This window comes from Desulfovibrio sp. 3_1_syn3 (genome assembly GCF_000145315.2).
Lineage (GTDB): Bacteria > Desulfobacterota > Desulfovibrionia > Desulfovibrionales > Desulfovibrionaceae > Desulfovibrio > Desulfovibrio fairfieldensis.
In genome coordinates this window covers 320,743-338,426 of sequence record NZ_ADDR02000001.1, presented here as the reverse complement: position 1 = coordinate 338,426, position 17,684 = coordinate 320,743, and the positions used below count along the sequence as shown (strand labels likewise).

The following is a 17,684-nucleotide window of genomic DNA, read 5'->3' as shown; positions in this document are numbered from 1 at the left end:
AAGCAATGAAAATGTACGCTGTAGGGCGGCCCTTGAGCCTGTGCGCCGTGGCCGCCGTCGTGTGGATGGCCGGAGGCCTGAGCGCCAATGCCGCGCCCGTCGCCGACACGGAAAATACCCCGGTCGTGGCCGGTCATGCTCTGCCCGGCAAAACCGTGGCGGACAGGGACGATGGCCGCAAGCGTGAAGATTTTGAACGTCGCCAAGACCGTAAACGCGAGGATTTCGAACGCCGCCAGGACCGCAAGCAGGATCAGTTCGACCGGCGCGGAGACCGCAAGGCGGACAAGCAGGACCGCAAATACGACCGCCGGGACGGTAAATATGATCGTCGGGACGACCGCCGCTATGACGGACGTCATGACCGCGACCGCTACGACCATCGCCGGGACGATCGCGACCACCGCCGCGACGGGCGCTATGACAAGCGTCGCGACGACCGGCGGGATTATGACCGCCGCGACCATCGCGGCCCCGGCCCCCGCCATGACGACCGCCGTCCGGACCACATGCGCACGCTGTAAAAAAACGAACTCGGATTCTTGAATCTGAATGTGAAAAGCGCGCCCCGTTTGCACGGAGCGCGCTTTTTCGTCATTAATTTCTCCGCACCGGGTTCAAGGTCGCCGGTTGCTTGCTTTATCCGTACGGCTCACACGTCCGCCCAAGGCTCGCCTTTCTTGGCAGAGAACGAAAATCCTAATTTAGAAACAGTCCCTAGCCTTCCTGGCACTTCTTCTTGAGAGTCTCAGCCACGGTTTTGCCCAGCTCATGGCAGGCGCGGAATACGTCCTTGTCCGGAGCCCAATTGCACTTCACGGGATCGGCGGGCATGTCCATATTCATAGCGGCCAGCTGTTCCTGGAGATATTTGGGCGCTTCGCCCGACCAGCCGTAGGAGCCGAAGGCGCCGCCCACGCGGTTGAGCGGCCGCAGCCCCTTCATATAGGTGAGCTGCGCGGCCACCAAAGGCAGCACCGTGTTGTTGTGAGTCGGCGAACCGGCCAGCACGGCTCCGCAGTCGGCCAGTTCGGTCATCACCGCGCTGTGGTGGTTGTGCTTCACGGACATGATCCGCGTGGGCACGCCGTTTTCCTCCAGGCCGCTGCATGCGGCATAGGCCATGCGCTCCGTGGACTGCCACATGGTGTCGTAGAAAATCAGGGCGCGCTGCTGCGGCTTCTGCTCGGCCAGGTTGCGGTACATGTCGATGATGAAGCGCACGGCCTTCTCGCCCCGGTGGATCAGGCCGTGGTCCGGAGCGATCATGTCGATGTCCAGCTTTTCCACCACGGGCAGGGTTTTGAGCACCATGGGGGAATAGGGCAGTATGATGTTGTAGAAATATTCCTTGATCCGCTTCACGAATTCGCCGTCGTCCCCGAAATCGTCCGCGAAACGGGCGCTGCTGGCGATGTTCTGGCCGAAGATGTCGTTGCTGATCAGCAGTTTTTCCTCGGGAATGTAGGAAACCATGCTGTCCGGCCAGTGCAGCATGCGGGTTTCCTGAAAGACGATGTTGCGGCTGCCGATGTTCAGGATGTCGCCGCTTTTCACGGCCTGCACGGGCCAGTTCTTGCCCGCGAAATACCCGGCCATGGACTTGAGCCCGGCCTGGGAGACGAAGATTTTTTCCGGCTTGACCCGCTCCACCACTTCGGCCAGGGAGCCCGAATGGTCCAGTTCGATGTGGTTGCAGACGATGTAATCCACTTTTTCGGGCGCCAGGGTCTTGGCCAGACGGCAGAGCAGCGTGCCCGCGCAGCCGGGAGCCACAGTGTCTATGAGCACATTTTTCTGGTCTTTGATCAGATAGGCGTTGTAGGTGGAACCGTCCGGCGAGCGGGAATAGCCGTGAAAGTCGCGGTGATCGTAATCAACGCAGCCCACCCAGAAAATGTCTTTTTTGATTTCAACAGGTTGCATGTCAATTCTCCAGAAAGTGCAAAGTGGAAGGGAAATTCCCCGTCATTAAAAGCCCCGCCCCGCCGGCGGACCGGCAAGGCGGGGAAAGACGGAAATACAAACCGCAATCAGAACTTAGGCGGGATTGAACTGGTCCTTGCTCACGCCGCACACCGGGCAGACCCAGTCGTCGGGAAGCTGATCGAAAGGCACGTTGTCATGTTCCGCCGGGTCATATTCATAGCCGCAAACGCTACAGACGTATTTCTGCATGGATATTCTCCTTTTTTCGATCCGCGCGCACGGGCCGCGCGGTTATGCTTGCCGAAATTAGAGCAATTTTATTTTGAAATGCTCTAGTTCTCAGCCTTCCACAGCCCGTGCAGATTGCAGTATTCACGGGCGGTCACCTTGGCGGCGTCGATTTCGAAGAAGGCTTCGGGCGCGTCGCCGGGCTTGAGGAATTTGGTGTAGCTTCTGCCGTCGGCCAGCAGCTCGATCCACTCAATATAATGCTTTTCTTCCATGGGATGGGCCATGCTGCCCACCTTGACCTTGTAGCCGCCGTCCACTTTTTCGATCACCGGCACGTGTTTCTCCAACGCGCCGTCGGTGGAACCTTCCTTCATGAGCTTCATGGGCTCGCCACAGCAGACAAGTTCAGCGCCGCCGCCGTGCAGAACTTCAACAATATTGCCGCAATGGGTGCATTTATAAATTTCCAACTGGTTGGGCATAATAATCCTCACTATGTCATAAAAAACTATGAAGGCATCGGCCTCTCGGGACTCGGATGCCCGGCCCGCAAACGGGGCGGATTTGCAAACACACCGGCGGGCCGGACCCGCTGGAAGGCCTTTCGGCGTTGCGGCCGGGCCGGATGCGCCGACCTGCCGTTCACCGAAATTCCGATACAGATTTTGGGCTAAAAACGGTTTTTTGTAAAGGCCTTTTACGGGTAATAAGAATATTTCTTACTTGTGGGCGTCTTCAGGCGCCGGAACCGTGTTGGCCGACGCCGGATCAGCATGCGCCGGGGAGGGAGAGCTTTCATCCGGTCCCGCGGCCGCTTCCGCAGGAGGTTGGCCGGGAGTCCGGGCTGTGGGGGAGTCGGCGGTTTGAGCGGGCTTTGTGTCGGGCGCCGGGGCGGTTGTGGTGGGGGTTGCTTTGCGGCGCGCGCCCAGCACGTTGGGCAGAGTGGCCTTGAGATTGCCGGTCACCAGAAAAGAGACGGCGTGGCGTCCGGCCAGCTCACGCCGGAGCGAGGCGGAACGCACCAGCAGGCCGGCTTGGGCCCCGCCTTCCACATACATGACGGTGCGCACGTCCAGCGGCAGGTGCAGGAGCTGCTGGGCAAAGGCGTAGGCCTCCACGGGTTCGCGGCAGTGCAGGAAGAGAATTTGGCCGTCGCCGTCCTGGGCCACGGCGGAAATGGAGTAGAGAGGGCCGCCCGGAGCCCAGAGAATGCGCCGTTCGGCATTAATCATCCGGTAATTCTGGACCACCAGGCCGTAGTGGTCGATGCGCTGCCGCCAGTCGGGGCTGTCACGATCCAGGATGGCCGCCGGGGGCAGATTCGGGCTGTCGGGCCGGGCTACGAAAAAGGCCCCGAAGCGCTGGACCAGACGCTTGTTGTTGACGTGTCCGCCCTGGCGCATGTAGCCGGTGCTGGTGCTGCCGTCGGGCAGATACATGCTGGCGTTGATGGCCGCCGTAAGATCGTATTGCTCGCCCCAGTCGCTCAGGGCGCGGGCCGGGCGGCCGTCCTGCGAGCTGGCGCAGAGTATGAAGTCGAACCGGGCGGGGTCAATGCGCAGGGCCGTGAGCCGCGCTTCGCTGTCGTTGAGCTGAAATTCGCCGAAGGCCAGGCCGGGTTCCAATTGCGTCCAGGCCGGGCGGCCGTCCCGGTCCACGCCCTGTTGGCCGGGGACCGGCGCGGGCGGAGGCATGTTGCCGTTTGCACCGTTGCCTGCTTCGGCTTCGCCGTTGCCGGGCGCATTGTCCGCAGCTTCCGGAAGTGCGGCCTGACCGGCTGTGAAATCGGGTGACCCGTTGTCCGCAAGGCCAGCCGCCGGAACGGACGAGGACAGGAACAACAGCCAGCAGAGCAGGGTCAGGCCGCGCACGGGCGCAAACCAGAGCCGGGCGCGGGGGCGGGCGTGCTGTGGCGCGCGGCACGGCACCAGGGGGGAATGATCCGAAACGCTGTCATCACAGCGGGTTATCTTTGACCGTAAAGGCACGTACATGGTTTTCCCTTACGACCAAGTCCGGTCTTTGGCAAGACGGAGCACATCGGCGGGAAGACGGGAAACAGAGGGCGGCATTGACATATCAGCTTATCTTGATATACACATAATTAAGTTGCTCAACGACACGCAAGCGGCCTGCGGGCCCGATGTCTACTTTGAAAAATAAGACACACAAACCCGTAAGGGTTGCGCGCCGCCGCGGGCGGCGTGGCATCCCGCCAGGCCCCGGCCAAGGAGCGGAACATGCAGATAGGCACGCTGATTCAAGCCGCCAAAGCGCCTTTTTTCTCCCTGGAATTTTTTCCTCCTTCGGACGAGGCCCAGCTGCCGGGCTTTTACGCCACAGTGGAACAGCTGCGCGCCCTTGATCCGCTCTTTGTGTCCGTGACCTACGGCGCCGGGGGCGCGCGGCAGCACAGCACCCTGGCCGTCACGGCCGAGCTGGCCCGGCGCGGTTTCACCACCATGGCCCATCTGACCTGCGTGGGGGCCGAACCCGGGAACATCGCGGCTTTCCTCAAGGAGTTGCGCGCCGCCGGTGTGGACAATGTGCTGGCTCTGCGCGGCGACCCGCCCAAAACAGGCACCTGGGACTGGAAACAGGGTTATTTTCAGCATGCCGCCGACCTGGTGGCCTTCACGCGCGAGCATGAACCGGACATGGGCATCGGCGTGGCCGCCTATCCCGCGCCGCACCCCGAATCCCGCTCCTTTGCCCTGGACCGCCGGTACACGGAGGAAAAACTGCGCGCCGGGGCGGGCTTTGCCGTGAGCCAGCTTTTTTTTGACGTGCGCGAGTATGAAGCCCTGGTGGAAGATCTGCGCGCCAAAGGGCTGAATGTGCCGGTGGTGCCGGGAATTCTGCCCATTCAGAGTTTCGATTCCCTGCGCCGGGTGCTCTCGCTGTGCGGGGCCAATATCCCGGGCAAGCTCTATCTCAGCCTGGAGGAAGCCCACCGCAAGGGCGGGGCCGAGGCCGTGCGCGACGCGGGCCTGGATTTCGCCGTGCGCCAGATCTGTCAGTTGCTGGAGTGCGGCGCGCCGGGCATCCACCTGTATACCCTGAACAAGGGTGATCTCTGCCTGCAGATCGCCGAGGAAGTGGGCGGCATGTAGCACGGCGCGCGCGGGCAAGCTGCGCCAGGGGCATTCTATTTTCCGCCTGTTGTTTTATTCTGCCCTCTGGGCATTAGAGCGTTTTGATATTGAAAATATCTCAACGCGCGGTGCGGATTTTCCATGAAAATCCGCACCGCGAAATTATCGCAAGGCGAATTTACTTCGCCGTTAAGCGATAATTTCAAGCGCAAAATGCTCTAGGGCCTGTTAACACTATTTCAGAGCTATAACAATCAACGCAAAGACGACAAAGGCCAGGAACATGACATCGAGCTTATCGAAGCGAGTAAAAACACGGCGGAAGCCTTTGAGCCTCCTGAAAAGCCGTTCTACCTCATTACGTCTTTTGTATAGCTCTTTGTCATACTCCCACGGTTTCAGTCGGTTGGGATTGGGCGGCACCACCGGAGTGAAGCCCAACTCACGTCCCAAGCGAGTCGTTTCATTACCCTCATATGCGCCATCCATAAGCAAGCTGCACGGCGCTGGCATCGGCCCCAACTGGACAAGCAGCCTGCGCCCCTCGGGGGCATCGCCGGCGTTGCCGGGAGTGAGGCTGAAATTCAACGCGCATTCAGCATTCGCGGCAACCATATGAAGCTTGGTCGTCCAGCCGCCTCTGGACTTTCCGATGGACTGCGGACCTGTTTTTTTAAGGCCCCTGTTCCATCGGGATGAACCTTACCAATAGTACTGTCGAGAGAAACTGCTTCTATTTTAAGGCGGAGTATCTGCTCTTGTTGAAGGCGTTCAAATATACGGTCAAGAACTCCGTTCTTGCTCCAGCGGTTCATGCGCGTGTAGATGCTGTGCCAACAGCCAAAATTTTTCGGCAGTCCACGCCATTTACACCCATGCTCCGCAACGTACAGAATCGCATTCAATACCTGGAGATTGTCAAAATGGACATTACCTCTTTGGCGCGGGAAGCAGTCAGCGATTCTCTCATATTGTTCGCGAGTAATTTGCATAAGACATTCTTACGGAATACTCGCTCTTTGTCAAATAGTGTTAACGGGCCCTAGGACGCTGCAAGGTTGCAATGTTCCAACGCGGCGGCGTGCATGCCCCAACGTCGGACTCCCTTCCTCAGAGCCAGCGGCGCAGCGTGCCCCGCAGCAGGGTCAGGTCGATGGGCTTGGGCAAATGCCCGTCCATCCCGGCGTTTTCCGCAGCCTGGATGTCCTCGGCAAAGGCATTGGCGCTCATGGCGACGATGGGCACTTGGCGGGCGTCTTTCCGGTTCAGGGCGCGGATGGCCCTGGTGGCGTCGTGTCCATCCATGACCGGCATCTGGATATCCATGAAAACCAGATCATAATAGCTTTCCGGTGAGGCCGCGAAACGCTCCACGGCCTGCTGCCCGGTTTCGGCGCAGTCGATGGCCACGCCCATGGAACCGATCAACTCCAGGGCGATTTCCATATTCAGTTCATTGTCCTCCACCAGCAGAATACGCTTGCCGTTGAAATCGTCCGGCATGGCGAGCAGAGTCTGGTCCGCCTCCAGGCGTTGCGGCGGTTCGGGCTCCTCTTTCGGGGGTTCGGCTGTCCACCGGCCTCCGTCCTGCTGGCGGCAGAGGGCCAGTTCCACCGTAAAGCGGCTGCCCTGATTCAGCTCGCTTTCGATGGTAATGCTGCCATGCATCATCCGCGCCAGATTGCGCACAATGGGCATGCCCAGGCCCGTGCCCTGAATGCGGTGCACCCGCTCGTCGTCGGAGCGCGCGAAAGAGTCGTAAATCCGTTTCTGGAATTCCGGGCTCATGCCGAAGCCGTTGTCCTCGACCACAATGATGATCCGGCTCATGGGTGGAGCGAGGGTCGCTTTTTCGCTGATGGAAAGGCTGATACGGCCCTTGTCCGGCGTGTACTTCGCGGCGTTGGAAAGCAGATTGAGCAAAATTTGCTGGATGCGTTGCGTATCGCCTTGGAGCGCCGGCTGGCTAATGTCCATGTGCAGGTGGAATTCGTGTTGGCGACTTTCCAGCATAGGGCGGATCATATCCAGGGTGTCGCGGATCAGGTCATTGAGATCAAAGGGCGCGTTGCTCAGCAGCAACTTGCCGCTCTCAATCTTGGACATGTCCAGCACTTCGTTGATGATGCCCAGCAACAGCCGGGAGGCCACGGAAATCTTGTCCAGGCAATCCCGCACGCGCTCCGGGTCGCCAGCGTGCCGCTCGGCAATGGTTGCCATGCCGATGATGGCGTTCATGGGCGTGCGGATGTCGTGCGACATGGCTGAAAGAAAGCTGCTTTTGGCCTTACTGGCCTGTTTCGCGGCGGCCAGCGAATCCTTGAGTAGACGGCGCACGGCCTTTTCTTCCGTGATGTCACTGAGAGAAATAACGTAATAGGTTTGACCATCGGCGTCGTCTCTGGGGACCAGGGAGAATTTGATCCAGCATTTTTCCCCGGTGGCGGGATTGATGATGTAGCATTCCTCGCTGCGGGCGTCGCGGATGGAGGCCGCTTCAAAATCCTCGCGCAGGCGCGAGCCGGGCTTGAAGATGCAATGTTTGAAAAGGGCGGCGGGATTTTCAAGACAGGCCCGCATGGGAATGCCGAGCACCCGCTCCAGATTTTCGAAAACGTATTCCATGCTCCGGCGGGAGGCGTTGTAGATCAGGAATACGCTGTCCGTGCTGCCGGAAAGCGTGTGGAACAGAAAGTCGCGGTAATGGCGCGCCTTGATTTTCAGGGCCATGGCGCGGTGGCGGCGGGTCAGGGAAAACATGACGAGCAGACCGGCCAGAATGAGCAGGCAGACGATGGCCACCAGCGCGTTGACGTAGTTGGCGGCCTGGTGCATGGCGTCCACCGGGACCATGGAAACCATGTCCCAGTTGTTCGTGGGAAAGATGGGCGTGTAATACAGATAGGTCTGGCGGCCCTGAACGTTCATAACCACACTGCCGCTCTTGCCCTCGTTCATGGCCCGGCGCAGCGCGGCGATCCGTTCCGGCTTGTTTTCCGGCGACGCGGCCAGGGCGGCGTAAAAATCGGTTTTGTTCCCCTGTTTCAGCGCGTCCGGCGAGGCGATCAGATATTCGCCGGTCCAGGCCGAAACCATAAAGGATAAGCCCTGGCCGTCAAAAAAGTCCATGGCGCTGGGCTGGGCATATGTTTCGAGGGACAGGCTGCCGTAGACGGCGCCCCTGTGCCGTCCGTTGACGATAAGCGGTCGCCGCATGGTGACTTGGCGCTGTCCCTGGGCGTTCAGATAGGTGCGCGAGACAGAGGCGTCCTTGACGAAATTATGCCATTCTTCGCCATTGTTGACGTCCACCGGATCGCCGTCGGCAAAATATCCCCTGCCCTGTTCATTCACCACCGCGACCTGACTGAAGGGACTGGTGGCCACGTAGCGCTGCATCAGGCCGATGGCCGCGACAGGCGTCACGGCGTCCGCCCCCAGCAGGCTCTCCTTGAAGGACTCAAGACTCTGGACGTCGCGGCGGACGGCGTTGGCAATGGCTTCCCCGCTGGCCTGGGTCAGGCTGCGGATGGTGCTTTCCGTGGCCCTCCACATGGCCTGATTGATGGCGTTCAGCAGAGCTATGACAATCACAAACAGCAGCAGGCCGATGCATGCATTGCAGAGGGCGACCCCGTGGAGCGGATATTTTTTCAGAAACATCGGCTGTCCTTTCGGGCGTGGCGGCGCGCGCATTGACACGCCGTATACATGCTCCGGTGCGCGGACCGGAAACAGGCCGCGGTTAAACGACCCCCCGGCCCGCATGGCGGGAAGCGGACAGCGGCTTCTCTGGAAGAGATATCACCCGTGGACAGGAGAAGACTATGTGTATCCCAAAGAGCCGTGACGGACAATGTCCTTTTGTGTAAATAAAAAAATATTTTGTTATTTTTGTAGGTTATGTGAAAACAGGAGCCGCCGTGGGCCCCACGACGGCGCGGAAAAAACGATATACGAGACGCGCGTCGGCGGGAGTCGGACGTGCCGGAGAATGGAAGCACGGGCGCTGCGGTGGCAGGCCGGAGATCAGATTTCGCTTTCGGGCGTACGCGCAAGCATATTGTCCAGGGCGCTGACGGCCTCGTCGGCATCCAGGCCCTGGCGTCCGGCCAAGTGGGGCAGGTTTTCCACGGCGTCGCAGGGGCGCACGTAAAGCGGCTCCAGATCCTGGGGGAAGTAATCCCCGTGCCGGGCCAGCAGGCAGAGGGCAGCTATGTCCGGGCTGGTCAGGTCCGGCATCAGGACCGCGTCCGGGGCCCCGGCCGGGCCCGAGCCGGTCCGGAGCGGGGTGAAGAGCGCCGCGTTGCGGGCCAGGCCGCTGCCGCAGACATGCCCCGGCCGCGCGGCCAGGCGTTGCAGGGCTTCGGCGGGGGCGAGCAGTTCCACGGACTCCAGGGGCTGGGCCGGAATCTGCGGGCCGTAGGCCACAAAGGGCTGGCAGTGTACCAGGTTGCGGCGGGCATGGGTCAGCACCCAGAGCGGCGCGCCGTAGAGCAGGCCGCGCCGGAGCACCGCGCTGGTGGCCAGAGCCTGCATATAGTCCAGACCGGCCAGTTGGGCGCGCCCCGTGCGGCGCAGGGCCGCCGCCGTGGTCAATATCAGGCGGATGCCGGTGAAGGAGCCGGGGCCGCGCACGCAGGCGATACGCCGGAAGTCCGCCAGACGCACCTCCAAGCCCGCGCAGATATCCCGCAGGGCCGGAGCCAGGATTTCCGTGGCCCGTTCGGAGCGGTGCCACTGCTGGGCGCAGAGCAGGGCCTCATTGTCCGTAACCGCGATCTGCAACACGCCCTCGGCGGCGTTGAGAATCAGCTCCAGGCCCGTGGAATGCGCGTTCATGGCGGCCTCCCGTTTAACCGGCGCCCCCGGCGGACTTGATCAGACGCCAGACGTCGTTGAAGGTGGCCAGCAGCATCAGGGCGATGAGCAGGGCCAGGCCCGCGCGCATGGCGTATTCCTGCACTTTGCGGTTCACGGGTCGCCGGAAGATGATTTCCAGCAGGCAGAAGACCACCTGGCCGCCGTCCAGGATGGGAATAGGCAGCAGGTTCAAGATGCCCAGGTTGATGCTGATAAGGGCCGTGAGCGCCAGCAGGCCCGGCAGACCCTCGTGCACCTGTTTGCCCACCATCTGGGCGATCATGATGGGCCCGCCCACCTGGTCCAGGGGCACCACCCGCTCGGCCAGCTTAACAAAGCTCAGCCATGTCAGGGAAACCATACGCCCGGTTTCGGTTGCGCCCGCCGAAGCCGCTTCCCAGAAGCCTTTCGGCCGCATATCCACGCTGTTGGCGGCGCGCACGCCGATAAGCCAAGCGGTTTCATTTTCGCCGAAAATGGTCTTGCGCGCGGCGCGTTCCGCCGTCATTTCCAGGTGCAGGGTCGTGCCCTCGACCGTGGCGCCCTGACCCCGCGTGCCGTCGGCGGCGGGTTCGGTTTCCATGGCGGCCTCCGGAGCGGGCCGGAGCACTTCCAGCTGCATGGGTTTGCCGTCGCTGTGGGCGATGGCCGCGGACATGGCGTCCCAGCTCCCCACGGCCTGGCCGTCAATGCTCAGGATGCGGTCGCCGGCTTTGAGACCGGCCTTGGCCGCCGGGCTGTTTTCAACCACCGCGCCCACATCGGGCAGCAATACGGGCGTGCCCCAGCCGAAGGCCAGAATCCAGCAGAGCAGCCAAGCCAGCAGGATATTGGCTGCCGGTCCGGCGATCACCACCAGCAGGCGCTGCCAGGCCGGGCGCAGGGCGAAACTTTCTTTCGGGCTGAAGCCTTCCGGGATCTCGGATTCATTGCTTTCGCCCACCAGGGCCACATAACCGCCCAGAGGCACCAGGGACAGGGCGTATTCGGTCTTGCCCAGTTTGCGTTTGAGAATTTTGGGGCCGAAGCCCAGGGAAAATGTGGATACGCCCATCCCCAGACAACGGGCCACGGCGAAATGCCCCAGCTCGTGGAAAAAGATCAGGCCGCCCAAAACTATGATTACGGCAATAATGGTCATCAGCACGCGGATTCTCCGTATCTATTGTCTGATTGCAAAAACTTCGAGCATAGTTGGGCTCTCAATTTTCGCCGGCTTTCGGCGGCTGCGCCGCCGCAAAACCCTATGGGTTTTGTGTGTCTAGAGCAGATTAACTTTTTGAAATGCTCTAACGTCACGCGCCAGTTCACGGACCAACGCGCGGCTGTGATGGTCGAGGCGCTCTATGCGTTCTACCAAGGTATGTACTTCACGTTCAAGAGCAAGGGGATCAGCCGCGTCGGCCGGAGTGGTCACGGGCGGACAGAACGGCCCCTGTCCCGGCGCGGTGGCCGCATGGGCCTCCAGAACCGCGCCGATGAGTCGGGGAATGTCCACAAAGCCGCAGTTCCCTTGCAGAAAAAGTTCCACGGCGGCCTCGTTGGCCGCGTTCATCACCACGCACAGCCCGCCCCGCCGGGCCAGGGCCTTGCGGGCCAGGCCGAGACAGGGAAAGGCTTCCAGATCAGGCTCATGGAAGGAGAGCTGCCCGGCGGCCACCAGGTCCAGCGGCGGCACGCCCACGGGCGAGCAATGGGGCCAGAGCAGGCAGTGGGCGATAGCCATGCGCATGTCCGCCGGGCCCATCTGGGCCAGCATGGAATTGTCGGCCAGTTCCACCAGGGAATGGACCACGGACTGGGGATGCACCAGCACGCGGATGCGTTCGCTGGGCACGCCGTAGAGATGGAAGGCCTCGGCCACTTCCAGCCCTTTGTTCATCAGGGTGGCGGAATCAATGCTGATTTTTGCGCCCATCCGCCAGTTGGGGTGCTTCAGGGCTTGCTCCACCGTAACCTGGCGCAGTTCCGCCGCGCTTTTGCCGCGAAAGGGGCCGCCCGAAGCGGTGAGCACCAGGTTGGCGACCTCCTGGCCGCGCCCGGCCAGGCATTGAAAAATGGCGTTGTGTTCTGAATCCACGGGCAGGATGACCGCGCCGGTGCGGGCGCAGATGTCGCGCACCAGGCCACCGGCCAGGACCAGGGATTCCTTGTTGGCCAGACAGACGACCTTGCCCGCCAGGGCCGCCGCCAGGGTCCCGGCCAGCCCGGCCGCGCCCACCTGGGCCGAAAGCACGGTGGAGGCTTCGGGCAGGGCCGCCAGTTGCGCATAGCCCTCGCGCCCTACCAGAACGCGCGGCCTGTATCCGGCGGGAAGCAGGGCGGCGAGTTTTTCGGCGGCGGCCTCGTCCAGCACGGCCAGGAAGGGCGGGCGGTGGCGTTGGGCCTGGGCCGCCAGGCGCTCCACATTACGGGCGCAGGCCAGACCCCACACGCGGAAGAAGCCCGGTTTGGCCTCCACCACGGCCAGGGCGTTGCGCCCGATGGAGCCGGTGGCGCCCAGAATCACCAGGCCGCGCGGTTGTTCCCGCTGCCAGCGCTCGGAGGGCGGCCCCGAAATATAGTCGATCGCCGGACCGCCTTGGCCCGGCCAGAGTTCTGCCATCAGAGTGTCCGCATCAATACCGTCGTATCCGTTGCTTTGCCGCGTCCGGAAAAAAACAAAAAAATGGAAGCGCCCGGAAAACGATGAATTTTGTTTCCTGGCAAGGAGCAAGTCCAGCGCGGGCCAGGGATAGTATTCTTGGTATACAGACCTGGGTCGCGCTGGACTTGTGACGCGGCCAGGGGGCAAAAGACGCGTTTTCCGGGTGCTTCCATCAGAAGAAAAAGAACCACTGATCCACCACCGCCACCATCGGCATCGCAAACAGGAAGCTGTCCGCGCGGTCCAGAATGCCGCCGTGGCCGGGCAGGATGGAGCCGGAATCCTTGACGTGGACGGAACGCTTCAGCGCGGATTCAAACAGATCGCCCACCTGGGCAAAGGCATTGACCGCCACGCCCAGCAGGGCGAAGGAGAACCAGCCCACTTTGCCGTAAATTTCACCGTACACGGCGCAGAAGATCACGCAGGCCACCAGGCTGCCCACAGCGCCCTCGGAACTTTTGTTGGGGCTCACGCGCGGCCAGAGCTTGTGGTGGCCGAAGCGCGTGCCCACGAAATAGGCGGCGGTGTCGGACACGGCCACGGCGGCCAGCACAAAGATCAGCTTGACCGTGGAAAGATAGGTGGCCGGAAGCAGCAGCAGGGGCACATAGGCCAGACCGGCCATGAAAATGCCGCTGGCGGAGAAAGCGTTTTCCTCCTCCACCACGTCCCAGCGGAACAGAAAGGTCATGGCCGCCAGCACAAAACCCGCGCCCAGGCAGACCAGGGCGTCCTGCGGGCGGTTCAGCCAGGTCAGGCAGAGCATGCCCCAGCCCAGGGCGATGGCGCAGATCCGGCTGGGAATGCGGCCCGTGGGGCCCCAGAACAGCGAATAGAATTCCCAGAGGCCCAGCGCCGCAACCAGCAGGATCACAAAGAGCAGGGGCCAGCCCCGCAGCCAGAGCACCAGCAGCAGCGCGGCGGCCAGAGCCAGGCCGGTGATGATGCGGCGGATATCGACGGCATGGTCAACGGACATCAATTTGCTCCTGTGTTTTGCCGAAACGGCGCGAACGCCCGGCATAGACGGCCAGCGCCTCGCGCAACTGGTCGGCGCCGAAGTCGGGCCAGGGCACGGGCGTGAAATACAGTTCGCTGTAGGCGCACTGGTACAGCAGATAATTGCTCAGACGCTGCTCGCCGCTGGTGCGGATGAGCAGGTCCGGATCGGGCTGACCGGCGGTGTAGAGGCCTTGCGCCAGGCTCTCCTCGGTAACGTCCTCGGGCCGCGCGTTGTCGCGCAGAAAGCCTCGCACGGCGCGCACCAGTTCGGCCCGGCCGCCGTAATTGAGCGCCAGGTTGAGCGTCATTTCCCGCCCGGCTTCGGTGCGGCCCATGGCGTGGCGCAGGGCCGTGCGCTGCGGCAGGGGCAGGCCTTCCAGGTCGCCCAGCACCTTGAGGGCGATGCCCTTTTCCTCCATCAGCGGCACCTCACGGCGCAGAAATTCCAGCAACAGGCTGAACAGGGCGCTGATCTCGGACTTGGGCCGGTTCCAGTTTTCGCTGGAAAAGGCGTAGAGGGTCAGGTGACGGATGCCCAGGCCACGGCATTCGGTGACCACGGTGCGCACGGCTTCGGCCCCGGCGCGGTGCCCGGCCGAGCGCGGGAGCCCGCGCGCCTGGGCCCAGCGGCCGTTGCCGTCCATGATGATGGCGATATGCGCGGGCAGTTTTTCAACTTCTTCTGTCATGAATGGCCTATTTCACCGTAAGATTTGAGATTTTTTCGTCGCTGGCAAGAAAGACGAACGGCGTGCCGACGTAGAGTGTAGCTGCCTACACGACCGAGGCGCGCCGCGAAGCCTGACGCCGCCAGCGGCAAAAAAATCCAAATCTTACTAGATGTCCATGATTTCCTTTTCCTTGCCCGCACACTTCTTATCCACGTCGCCCACGAACTTGTCCGTGAGCTTCTGAACGTCGTCCACGGCCTTTTTCAGCTCGTCCTCGGTGATTTCCTTGTCCTTTTCCAGCTTCTTCAGGCCGTCGTTGGCGTCGCGGCGCACGTTGCGCACGGCCACCTTGGCCTCCTCGCTGTACTTGCGGGCCACTTTGACGAGATCCTTGCGGCGTTCCTCGGTGAGCGGCGGAATGACGATGCGGATGATCTTGCCGTCGTTGACCGGGGTAAGGCCCAGGTCGGACTTTAGAATGGCTTTTTCCACCGCCGCGATGCCGCCCTTGTCCCAGGGCTGGATGGTCAGGGTGCGGCTGTCGGGCACGGCCACGGAGGCCATCTGGCTGACGGGCGTGGGCGTGCCGTAGTAGTCGGCCTTGATGCCGTCCACCAGGGCTGTGGAGGCGCGGCCCGTGCGCAGTTTGGCGAAGTCGCGGTCCAGCGCGGCCAGGGCCTTTTCCATGCGGTCCTCAGCGTCCAGAAGGGTGCTGTCGATATCCATCAATTCCTACTCCTTGCGTGGATGAAAAGCTTGGGAAACCTCGTTTGGGTCTTGTTGTCCCTTGCCCGGCATGGGCAAAAGGTAACAACCCGCATCACGCGGGCTTCCTCAATTCTCGCGTACGATGGTGCCCACGGCCTCGCCCAGCACGGCACGGCGGATGTCGCCCCCGAACATGCGGCAGACGATGATGGGCACGTTATTGTCGCGCACCAGGGCAAAGGCCGTGGCGTCCATGACGCCCAGACGCCGCGAGAGCGTCTCGTCGTAGCTGATGCTGTCGAACTTGACGGCGTCGGGGTGCTTGGCCGGGTCCTTGTCATAAATGCCGTCCACCTTGGTGGCCTTGATGATGGCGTCGCACTTCAGTTCCATGCCGCGCAGGGCCGCCGTGGTGTCGGTGGTGAAATAGGGGTTGCCCGTGCCTGCGGCGCAGATCACCACCCGGCCTTTTTCCAGGTGGCGCAGGGCACGGCGGCGGATAAAGGACTCACAGACTTCCTGCATGGTGATGGCCGAAAGCACGCGGGTGGGATAGCCCTGTTTTTCCAGCATGTCCTGCACGGCCAGGGCGTTGAGCACCGTGGCCAGCATGCCCATGTAGTCCGCCGAGGAACGCTCCATGCCTTTGGCCGAGCCGGAGAGTCCGCGAAAAATATTGCCGCCGCCGATGACCAGAGCCATTTCCACGCCCATGTCGAGCACGGTACCGATTTCGCCGCAGATGGCGGCCACGGTTTCAGGGTCGATGCCGGTTTTGTGCTCGCCCGCCAGGGCTTCGCCGCTCAGTTTGAGCAGCACGCGCTTGTACTTGAGTGTGGGCATGGCTCCGCCTTGGTAAAAGCTTTTGAAAGGATACGCCTGCCGTCGGAAAGGGAACAAAGGCGCGCCGGGCCGCCGCCGTGTAACGGAGATGTCATAGCAGAAAACGCGTCCGGCTCAAAGCCTTTTTGCGCGGGTCCGCGTCCGGCGGCCGGGCCGGTTCAGGCGCGGTCGGCGGGCTCGGACGGGACGGAAAGATCGGGCAGGGGCCAGTCCTCCGCCGTAAAGGGCAGGCTCCGGGCCATTTCCGCCAGGGCGCGGCGGACGGCGCGTTCCCGCTGGGGCGAAAAGACCAGCTTGAGCAGAGCGGTACGCCGCTCCAGCACGGTGAAATAAGCGAGATTGTCGTAGGATTCCAGCAGAAAGCGGAAAAGCGCGATGTGTTCCGGCGTCAGGCGCAGCAGCAGGCGGCCGCTGCGGCGGGGCGGCGGCAGGGGAGGTCCGGCGCGCCGTCCCGCGCGGCCCATGCGGTACAGGGCCGGGTGCGGCATGCCCGGGCCGGGATCATTGGGGTGGTCCGCGTCCATCAGTACCAGCCCAGCCAGCGGGCCAGAATCACCAGGCTGATGCCGAAGGCGATGGTCACAAAATAGTTCTTGCCCCACCAGGCCACCAGCAGGGAGGGCAGGGAGACCATCAGGAAGAGATTTGACGTGCCCGCGTTGAAACGCCCTTCGTAGAAGAAAACGTCCGGCCCCACCAGGGCGGCCATGACCGCCACGGGCACGAAGGACAGCCAGTGCCGCAGCAGGGCGGGCAGGCAGTCGCCCCTGAGAAAGGTCACGGGCAGCACCTTGGGCAGCTGGGTTACCAGCACGCTGCCCAGAACACAGAGCAGCAGCGCGCTGTGGACGTCAATCCATGCGTTCATGGCCGGACCTCCGAAGGTTGGGCCGAAGGTTTGTCCGAATGTTCGGCTTGCGTTCCGGCGTTCTGTTCCGCTCCCGGATTCTCCAGGCCGGGGCCGCGCCGGGCGTAGAGCAGCAGCACGCCCAGGCTCGCGCCGAGAATTGTGGCCACGGCCACATTCCACTGGCTCATGCCGGCGGCCTTGAGGGCGATGGACAGGGCCGTGGTGAACAGGGCCACCAGCACGTGCAGGCGGCTCACGCACTGGGGCACCAGCAGGGCCAGAAACATGGCGGTGAGGGCGTAATCCAGGCCCAGGGGGCGCACGTCGTTGACCAGTTCGCCGCAGAAAGCGCCCACGGCGCAGCCGATCACCCAGGCCAGATGGGTGGTGCTGTTGCAGAGATAAAGCGTGGTGAGAGAGAGCTTCCAGCCGCGTTGCAGGGCTGTGATGTGCACGGCGAACGTTTCGTCCGTGAGGCCCAGGCCCAGCAGAAAACGCTGCCAGCGCGGCAGGCGTGCCAGCCAGGGGGATTCGGCGGCGGACATCAGCAGATAGCGCAGATTGACGATGAACACCGCCGCGATGACCGACAGGATGCCCGCGCCCGCGCCCCAGAGGCTGGCGAAGACGAACTGGCCGGAGCCGGAAAACATCAGCACGGCCATGGCCACGGCCAGGGACGGGGGAATATTGTTTTTGACCGCCAGCACGCCGAAGGCGAAGCCCACAGGCACATAGCCCAGCACGATGGGCAGGGCGCGCCGCAGGCCTTCCGCCACAGGGGAGACGGTGGAAGGACTCGACATAGGCGTAACCTCACCGTAGAATGGAAGCAATAAGGG

The 17,684-nt window shown here is 62.5% G+C and carries 18 protein-coding genes; 2 read left to right on the top strand and 16 right to left on the bottom strand.

From position 1 onward, the window contains the following. The first annotated feature begins 5 nt into the window (after positions 1-5). Positions 6-524: a hypothetical protein gene (locus tag HMPREF0326_RS01400; RefSeq protein ID WP_008682202.1), complete on the top strand. Its 519-nt coding sequence runs from the start codon at positions 6-8 to the stop codon at positions 522-524. Between the two features lie 193 nt (positions 525-717). On the opposite strand, the gene HMPREF0326_RS01395 is transcribed toward HMPREF0326_RS01400, so the two are convergent. The 4 genes from HMPREF0326_RS01395 to HMPREF0326_RS01380 all read right to left on the bottom strand — a co-directional run bounded on the left by HMPREF0326_RS01395 (position 718) and on the right by HMPREF0326_RS01380 (position 4,154). Further along, on the bottom strand, positions 718-1,926 hold the full coding sequence (locus HMPREF0326_RS01395) for an FprA family A-type flavoprotein (protein WP_008682201.1): 1,209 nt from the start codon (positions 1,924-1,926) through the stop codon (positions 718-720). 114 nt (positions 1,927-2,040) lie between these two features. Then, positions 2,041-2,178 carry a rubredoxin gene (locus tag HMPREF0326_RS01390; RefSeq protein WP_009302824.1) on the bottom strand — a complete coding sequence of 46 codons (138 nt, stop codon included), beginning with the start codon at positions 2,176-2,178 and terminating at the stop codon, positions 2,041-2,043. 83 nt (positions 2,179-2,261) lie between these two features. Beyond that, positions 2,262-2,642, bottom strand: coding sequence for a desulfoferrodoxin (locus tag HMPREF0326_RS01385; protein ID WP_008682199.1), 381 nt, complete (start codon positions 2,640-2,642; stop codon positions 2,262-2,264). A 237-nt stretch (positions 2,643-2,879) separates the two neighbouring features. After that, a complete protein-coding gene (locus HMPREF0326_RS01380) occupies positions 2,880-4,154 on the bottom strand; it encodes a phosphodiester glycosidase family protein (RefSeq protein WP_008682197.1) in 1,275 nt (424 codons plus the stop codon). Between the two features lie 246 nt (positions 4,155-4,400). Here HMPREF0326_RS01380 and HMPREF0326_RS01375 point away from each other — a divergent pair, with 246 nt between their 5' ends. Continuing rightward, entirely contained in the window at positions 4,401-5,273 is an 873-nt protein-coding gene (locus HMPREF0326_RS01375; protein ID WP_020990139.1) for a methylenetetrahydrofolate reductase, read from the top strand. Between the two features lie 216 nt (positions 5,274-5,489). Here HMPREF0326_RS01375 and HMPREF0326_RS16535 read toward each other — a convergent pair. The 12 genes from HMPREF0326_RS16535 to HMPREF0326_RS01310 form a co-directional block, all read right to left on the bottom strand. Then, positions 5,490-6,247 (bottom strand): IS5 family transposase gene (locus HMPREF0326_RS16535; protein ID WP_147568307.1). Its coding sequence is split into 2 segments (ribosomal slippage): positions 5,490-5,923 and positions 5,923-6,247, totalling 759 coding nucleotides; the frame shifts between segments, so codons are not numbered across the junction. A gap of 118 nt (positions 6,248-6,365) precedes the next feature. Then, positions 6,366-8,918: an ATP-binding protein gene (locus HMPREF0326_RS15440; protein WP_020990137.1), complete on the bottom strand. Its 2,553-nt coding sequence runs from the start codon at positions 8,916-8,918 to the stop codon at positions 6,366-6,368. A gap of 366 nt (positions 8,919-9,284) precedes the next feature. Beyond that, the gene (gene tsaB, locus HMPREF0326_RS01355; protein WP_020990136.1) at positions 9,285-10,097 is read right to left on the bottom strand and encodes a tRNA (adenosine(37)-N6)-threonylcarbamoyltransferase complex dimerization subunit type 1 TsaB; all 813 of its coding nucleotides are present in this window, start codon (positions 10,095-10,097) and stop codon (positions 9,285-9,287) included. 13 nt (positions 10,098-10,110) lie between these two features. Continuing rightward, positions 10,111-11,265 carry an RIP metalloprotease RseP gene (gene rseP, locus HMPREF0326_RS01350; RefSeq protein WP_008682189.1) on the bottom strand — a complete coding sequence of 385 codons (1,155 nt, stop codon included), beginning with the start codon at positions 11,263-11,265 and terminating at the stop codon, positions 10,111-10,113. A gap of 114 nt (positions 11,266-11,379) precedes the next feature. After that, positions 11,380-12,723 (bottom strand): 1-deoxy-D-xylulose-5-phosphate reductoisomerase, encoded by a 1,344-nt coding sequence (dxr, locus tag HMPREF0326_RS01345; protein ID WP_008682188.1) that lies wholly within the window; start codon positions 12,721-12,723, stop codon positions 11,380-11,382. A gap of 214 nt (positions 12,724-12,937) precedes the next feature. Then, positions 12,938-13,747 carry a phosphatidate cytidylyltransferase gene (locus tag HMPREF0326_RS01340; RefSeq protein WP_009302770.1) on the bottom strand — a complete coding sequence of 270 codons (810 nt, stop codon included), beginning with the start codon at positions 13,745-13,747 and terminating at the stop codon, positions 12,938-12,940. Next, entirely contained in the window at positions 13,737-14,459 is a 723-nt protein-coding gene (gene uppS / locus HMPREF0326_RS01335) for a polyprenyl diphosphate synthase (protein WP_009302772.1), read from the bottom strand. The genes HMPREF0326_RS01340 and uppS overlap by 11 nt, the downstream gene beginning before the upstream one ends. Before the next feature lie 147 nt (positions 14,460-14,606). Continuing rightward, a complete protein-coding gene (gene frr / locus HMPREF0326_RS01330; RefSeq protein ID WP_008682180.1) occupies positions 14,607-15,167 on the bottom strand; it encodes a ribosome recycling factor in 561 nt (186 codons plus the stop codon). Between the two features lie 108 nt (positions 15,168-15,275). Beyond that, positions 15,276-15,992 (bottom strand): UMP kinase, encoded by a 717-nt coding sequence (gene pyrH, locus HMPREF0326_RS01325; RefSeq protein ID WP_008682178.1) that lies wholly within the window; start codon positions 15,990-15,992, stop codon positions 15,276-15,278. Between the two features lie 158 nt (positions 15,993-16,150). Then, a complete protein-coding gene (locus HMPREF0326_RS01320) occupies positions 16,151-16,516 on the bottom strand; it encodes a DUF4911 domain-containing protein (protein ID WP_009302775.1) in 366 nt (121 codons plus the stop codon). Further along, positions 16,516-16,860, bottom strand: a complete 345-nt coding sequence (locus tag HMPREF0326_RS01315) for an AzlD domain-containing protein (RefSeq protein WP_008682174.1) — start codon at positions 16,858-16,860, stop codon at positions 16,516-16,518. Before HMPREF0326_RS01315 ends, HMPREF0326_RS01320 begins: the two co-directional genes overlap by 1 nt. Further along, complete coding sequence (locus tag HMPREF0326_RS01310) at positions 16,857-17,648, bottom strand: AzlC family ABC transporter permease (RefSeq protein WP_009302778.1); 792 nt, start codon at positions 17,646-17,648, stop codon at positions 16,857-16,859. The genes HMPREF0326_RS01315 and HMPREF0326_RS01310 overlap by 4 nt, the downstream gene beginning before the upstream one ends. Positions 17,649-17,684: the final 36 nt, after the last annotated feature.